Origin of the sequence: Nonomuraea basaltis, assembly GCF_005893125.1 — a bacterium.
Lineage (GTDB): Bacteria > Actinomycetota > Actinomycetes > Streptosporangiales > Streptosporangiaceae > Nonomuraea > Nonomuraea basaltis.
On the sequence record NZ_VCJS01000095.1, the window covers coordinates 41,602 to 47,601 of the forward strand.

5 protein-coding genes are annotated in these 6,000 nt (G+C 71.2%); 3 read left to right on the forward strand and 2 right to left on the reverse strand.

The window, feature by feature from the left end; genetic code table 11:
- Nucleotides 1-183: 183 nt before the first annotated feature.
- The 3 genes from EJK15_RS36030 (at nt 184) to EJK15_RS36040 (ending at nt 3,923) form a co-directional block, all read left to right on the forward strand.
- The gene (locus tag EJK15_RS36030) at nt 184-1,773 is read left to right on the forward strand and encodes a carboxylesterase/lipase family protein (RefSeq protein WP_171074716.1); all 1,590 of its coding nucleotides are present in this window, start codon (nt 184-186) and stop codon (nt 1,771-1,773) included.
- Between the two features lie 266 nt (nt 1,774-2,039).
- Nucleotides 2,040-2,267: a hypothetical protein gene (locus EJK15_RS36035; protein ID WP_138714955.1), complete on the forward strand. Its 228-nt coding sequence runs from the start codon at nt 2,040-2,042 to the stop codon at nt 2,265-2,267.
- A 39-nt stretch (nt 2,268-2,306) separates the two neighbouring features.
- Nucleotides 2,307-3,923: a carboxylesterase/lipase family protein gene (locus EJK15_RS36040; protein ID WP_138714956.1), complete on the forward strand. Its 1,617-nt coding sequence runs from the start codon at nt 2,307-2,309 to the stop codon at nt 3,921-3,923.
- A gap of 145 nt (nt 3,924-4,068) precedes the next feature.
- On the opposite strand, the gene EJK15_RS36045 is transcribed toward EJK15_RS36040, so the two are convergent.
- Nucleotides 4,069-4,989: an ABC transporter permease gene (locus EJK15_RS36045; protein ID WP_138714957.1), complete on the reverse strand. Its 921-nt coding sequence runs from the start codon at nt 4,987-4,989 to the stop codon at nt 4,069-4,071.
- A partial coding sequence (locus tag EJK15_RS36050) for an ABC transporter permease (RefSeq protein ID WP_206061300.1) occupies nt 4,986-6,000 on the reverse strand: 1,015 nt, incomplete at its 5' end. The genes EJK15_RS36045 and EJK15_RS36050, both read right to left, overlap by 4 nt.

The window sequence follows — 6,000 nt, forward strand, 5'->3', positions numbered from 1 at the left end:
CCGTCGCTTGGCCATCGTTCCGTGGGCCGGTGCAGTGCCCGGCTTACCCGACCTCCCCTTCAGCCAACCGAGCACCGCCGTCCTCGCCACCCCGGTCAGGTGACGCCGGTCGGCGGCGATTCGACGCGCCCACCCCCACTGGTACTCCCGCCGGTAGCCGGCGAACAGGAGGAGAGATCAGTCGTGCGCTTATTCAGAGGTCTGTCCAGGCGGCGTTTGGCGGCGCTGGCCGCGGCCGTGACCGTCACGGTCCTGACGATCGGCGCCGCGGGCGCCACCGCGCAAGCGACCGGCAAGCCGTCCGCGAGCAGCGGCGGCCCGGTCGTCCGGACGCAGAGCGGGCTCGTGCGCGGCGTCGCGAAGCAGCGGTTCGATGAGTTCCTCGGCCTGCCCTACGCGGCGCCCCCACTCCGTGAGCTGCGGTTCGCGCCTCCGGCCGCACCCAAGTCATGGAAGGGAATCCGCCCTGCCGACCGGCAGTCGCCCGCATGCCTGCAGTTCGAGCCCACCGGCGTCCGGGAGGAGCAGACGCTGAGCGAGGACTGTCTCTACCTGGACGTCTACCGGCCGTCGCAGGTGGCGAAGAGCGCGAAGCTGCCCGTCATGGTGTGGTTCCACGGCGGCGCCAATACGCAGGGCACCGGCGTCATCTACGGCGGCGGCACGATGGCCGCCAAGACCGGCACCATCGTCATCTCGATCAACTACCGGCTGGGAGCGCTCGGCTTCCTCGCGCACCCGGCCTTCAGCGCGGCCACGTCCGGCGGATCCGGCAACTACGGGGCGATGGACCAGCTTGCGTCGCTGACGTGGGTCCGCGACAACATCGCTGATTTCGGCGGCGACCCGCGGAATGTGACGATCTACGGCCAGTCCGCGGGCGCCGGGGGCGTCTGCAACATGCTGGCCATGCCGTCCGCCAAGGGGCTGTTCCACAAGGCCATCGTGCAGAGCTCGGTGTGCGTGAACGACCGGACCACGCTCCAGGCCGGGGAGCAGAGCGGCCTGAAGTTCGCCCAGTCCGTGGGATGCACCGACCAGGCCACCGTCGTGACCTGCCTGCGTAAGGCCTGGCCAGGAACGCTCATCGCCAACCAGGCCAACTACCTCGGAGGGCCGAAAGTGGGCGGCGCACTGCTGCCCCGGCAGCCCAGGGAAGCGCTCGCCGACGGCACGTGGAACGCGGTGCCCATCATGACGGGCAGCACCCGCTCGGAGGCCCGCCTCACCTCCACCGCCCTGGCGGGGATCACCCCGCAGGGCTACGTCGACCTGGTCAGGAGCACGTACGGCGACAAGGCCGAGCGGGTGCTCGAGCTCTACCCGCTGAGCAGGTTCAAGAGCCCGTACGACGCCATCACGCAGGTGCGGACCGACGCGGGGACCGCATGCCGGGCCGAGCTGACGGCTCGGGCGACCACGGGCAGGGTGCCAACCTACCGCTACGAGTTCAACGACCCGACCTCGCCGACGCTCTACGGGTTCCGCATCCCCGGTGAGGACATGTCGAACGGGCACAGCGCCGAACTGGCCTACCTCTTCGACTTCACCCTGGGCGAGCAGCCGCTGACCGCGGAGCAGGAACGGATCTCGGACCAGATGATGCGCTACTGGGGCGCCTTCGCACACGACGGAAACCCGAACTTCCGCGGCGCTCCAGCCTGGCCCGTTTACGGCACCGGCCAGAAGGTCATGCAGCTCCGCACCGGTGGAGCCAGCCAGGTGATCACCTCGCTGGCGGCCGATCACCACTGCGACTTCTGGCTCAGCTGACCGATCTCCCAAGGAAGGGCCAGACGATGAGATTCCGTCATGCATACAAGCTGGCCGCCGTCATCCTGGCCGTCTCGGCGGGCGCGTCGCCGCTGGTCACAGCGGCCCGGGGCGAGCATCCCTGACGACGAGTCCTACGGGCGCCAGACCTTCCAGGTCCTCGGCTCGCGAGTGAAGCCCGGCTGCGCCGAGGACGCCATCGCCGACGGCATCCAGAACCTCATCTCCCCGCTAGCAGCAGGAACGGCGCTAGGAGCAGGAACGACATGAGAGCCAGATCGAAGGCGGCGCTGGTGGCGCCGGCGCTCACCGCCGGGGGTGCGGTGGCGGTCGGACCGTCCACCGCCGACGCCTCCGGGAAGGGCCTCCCGGCCGTCCCGAGGTTCGACGTCACGGCCCAGCGCGTGGTCGGGTTCAATCCCGGCGGCCCGCAGATCGTCGCCGACATGGCGGCCGACCACCAGTGCTCCTTCTGGGACGCCCAGTCCTCCTAACCGCTCATCCACCCCCCATTTCAGGAGGTACAGAACCGCATGAGAAGACGATCAATAGCCCTGCTGGCGGGAGTGTCGGCGGCGGCAGTCGTAGCGGCATCCCTGCCGGCCATGGCCGGCCTTGTCGCGGGGGCGCCGGAATCCGCCTACCCGGGCCAGTATCCCGTCGTCCGTACGGACGACGGCCTGCTCCGGGGCGAGGCCAAGTCCATGGTGACCTCGTTCAAGGGCATCCCCTATGCCGCTCCACCGGTCGACGGTCTCCGCTGGAAGGCGCCGCAGCCCGCTGCCAAGTGGCGGGGCGTACGGGACGCCACGCAGTTCGGCGGGTCGTGTGTACAGGGCATCGGGTGGGACCCGGGCTATGAGCAGCCCACGCTCACCGAGGACTGCCTTTACCTGAACGTTTACCGGCCCACCGACACCAAGGAGAAGGACCTCCCCGTCTTCGTGTGGAACCACGGCGGCGGGAACGTCGGCGGAGCCGGCCGCGACACCAACCCCGACAAGTTCGTCACGCGGCAGGACGTCGTATACGTCACCATCAACTACCGCCTCGGCGCGATGGGCTACCTCCTGACCTCCGCGCTCGAGCAGGACAACCCCGACAGTGCGGCGGGCAACTTCGGCATCCTCGACCAGCAGGCGGCGCTGCGCTGGGTACAGAAGAATATCGGCTCCTTCGGCGGCGACCCGGACAACGTCACGCTGGCCGGGCAGTCCGCGGGTGCCGGCAACACCGCCGCCCAGCTCGCCGCTCCGGGTGGGCGGGGCCTGTTCCACCGTGCGATCCTCCAGAGCGGAGGCGGTGGCGCGGCCAGGACGCCGGCGGCGGCCCGCACGAGCGGCGAGCAGTTCGCCGCCGAGCTCGGCTGCGTACCGGGCGCGGGACAGGCGAGCTGCCTGCGCGCCAAGAGCCCCGCGCAGGTCCTTGCGGCGCAGATCAAGTACCGCCAGTCGGGTGCGGTGGCCGGGACGGCCGTCCTGCCGGACGACCCGCTGGCCCTGCTGAAGGCCGGGAAGCTGACCAGGCTCCCGGTCGTCGTCGGCGGCACCTCCGACGAGTCCCAGCAGAGCGTCTTCGGCGCGTACGACTACCTCGGCAAGCCGCTCACGAAGGACCAGCTCGACTCGCTCATCGCCACGACGTACCCGAACGGTGCCGACAAGGTCCGTACCGCCTACCCGGCCGCGAACTACAAGTCGCCGACCGTGACCTGGGGGGCGATCCAGAGCGACCAGCGCGCCTGCCGGGACCAGACCCTGCGCGACCGGCTGGCGGCGAACACCAAGACGTGGACCTACGAGTTCGCCGAGAAGAACGACCCGCCCTTCGTCTCCATCTGGCGGCTCAACACCGACTACCCGTTCGGCGCCACCCACGTCAACGACTTGGGCTACCTGTGGGACTACCTCGGCACGGCGCTGCCGTTCAGCACCGCGCAGGTCGACCTGTCCAACCAGATGATCAGCTACTGGGGGGCCTTCGCCAGGAACGGTGACCCGAACGTAAAGGCGGCCCCCGCCTGGGCGCGGTACACCCCGCAGGGCACCGAACTGCAGTTCGCCGCGCCCAGTGCCAAGCAAGTGCCCCACACCCAGATCGACACGGAGCACAACTGCGCCCTCTGGGACCAGGTGAGCCCCGCCCCGTAAATCAAGGCAACAAGACCGACCAGCCCGGGCCGCCGCCCAACCAAGGCGGCGGCCCGCCCCGCTGCACAGCAGCCCCGGTCCGCGCCGGTCGTCTTCGGATAGGTGATCTCCGCCGGATCTCGGAGCGGGGTCAGGATCGGCGTCATCAAGCGCGGGCCTCTCGGACGAAGGGCAGGGTGAGCGCGGACGGTGACCGGCTGGCGCCGGTCAGGCCGCTGACCGCGAGCAGCGCCAGCAGATAGGGGGACATGACGAGGACGGCCGTCGGCAGATGGATGCCGAACGCCGGGGCGGCGAACTGGAGGGCCTGGGCGACGCCGAAGAACAGGCAGGCGAACAGGGTCGGCCAGGCCCGCCAGCGCCCGGCGATGACCGCGACCACGGCGAGGTAGCCCGCGCCGGAGGTGAGGTTCTCGGTGAAAGCGTGCACGTCGGAGAGGGCCAGCTGCGCCCCGGCCAGCGCCGAGGTCAGGCCGGTCAGCAGGACCGCGCCGTAGCGGACCGCGGTGACGGGCAGCCCGGAGCGGTCGGCGGTGGCGGCGTCCTCGCCGATCGCGCTGACCGCGAGGCCGAGGCCCGTCCGCCGGCCGAACAGGACGGCCAGCGCGGCCACCACAGCGAACGAGACATAGCCCAGGGCGGTCTGCTCGAACAGGGCGGGGCCAAGGAACGGGATCTCGTGGAGCAGGGGGATCTTCACCGGGTCGAAGCCCGGCACCGACCGGTCCTGGGTGAAGATCAGCCGGGTGCCGTAGGTGGTGGCGCCGAGCGCGAGCGCGTTTGCGGCGATCCCGGTGACGATCTGGTCGGCTCGGAGCGTCACGCTGAGGACGGCCTGAAGGAGCGCGACCAGCAGCCCTGCGGCGAGCGCGCAGCCGACGCCGACCAGGGCGCTGCCGCTCTGGTGGGCACCGACCGCCCCGGCGAAGGCGCCGGTCAGCATCATGCCCTCGACGCTGAGGTTGAGGACCCCGGCGCGCTCGCTGACCAGCTCCCCCGAGGAGGCCACCAGCAGCGGGATGGCCAGGCGTACGCCTCCCTCGAGCAGTTCTCCCACTGCGCTCACCGGGCGGTCTCCTTTCTGAGGATCATCGCTCCGGCGATGACGATGATGAGGACGCTCTGGACGACCTGGACCGAGGAGGCCGGCACCCCGGCCGCGAGCTGGAGGTTGATCCCGCCGGAGGCGAGCATGCCGAACAGCAGGGAGATCCCGGCGACGGCCGTCAGCGAGCCGCGGGCCAGCAGGCCGACGACGAGTCCGGCGAAGCCGTAGCCGGAGGTGAAGTTCTCGGCGAGCACATAGGGGACGGTCGCGACGAGGGCGGCTCCGGCCGTCCCGGAGAGGCCGCCCGCGGTGGCCAGCGCGCCGATCTGGAGGCGGGCCACCGGCAGCCCGAGCCGCCGGGCGGCGGGGGCCGACAGGCCCACCGCGGTCAGCCGGGTGCCGGTCGCCGTCCTGCGCAGGACGATCCCGGTGACGACGGTCGCCGCCACTGCCACCAGCACCGCGATGGTCGCCGGCGACCCGGTCAGGCCGAGCAGCGGCAGCTGGGCCCCCGCTGCGAGCGGCTCGGACTGTGGCAGCGTGTCAGCCGAGGTCACGGGCTGGCGCAGCAGCCCCTCCTCGTGGACGGCCAACGAGACCAGGCCCAGCCCGACGAAGTTCAGCAGCAGCGTGGTGATGACCTCGTTGACCCCGCGCCGCGCCTTCAGCCAGGCCGCGATCGCGGCCCACGCCGCTCCGGCGCAGAACCCGGCCCCCAGCACGAGCGGCACCGCCAAGACGGCGGGTGTCGCGTCGGGCAGGTTCACCCCGACCGCGGTCGCGCCGATCCCGCCGACCCCCAGCTGCCCGTCACCCCCGATATTGACCAGCCCCGCCCGGTAGGCGACGGTGAACCCGGTCGCGATCAGAGCGAGCACGGCCGCGGCGTTCAGCGCACTGCCCAGCGCATAGGGAGTCCCGGCCATACCCTCGGCCAGCGCACCAGCGGCCTCCCCGATGGAGGCCCCGCTACCGGCCACCAGTGGAACCCCGACGGCGAGCGCAGCCCCCACCGCCCCCGCATAAACC

What these genes read in the sequence shown, in the direction of transcription:
- EJK15_RS36040 (WP_138714956.1), top strand. Translation starts at nt 2,307, where the DNA reads ATGAGAAGACGATCAATAGCCCTGCTGGCGGGAGTGTCGGCGGCGGCA.
- EJK15_RS36035 (WP_138714955.1), top strand. Translation starts at nt 2,040, where the DNA reads ATGAGAGCCAGATCGAAGGCGGCGCTGGTGGCGCCGGCGCTCACCGCC.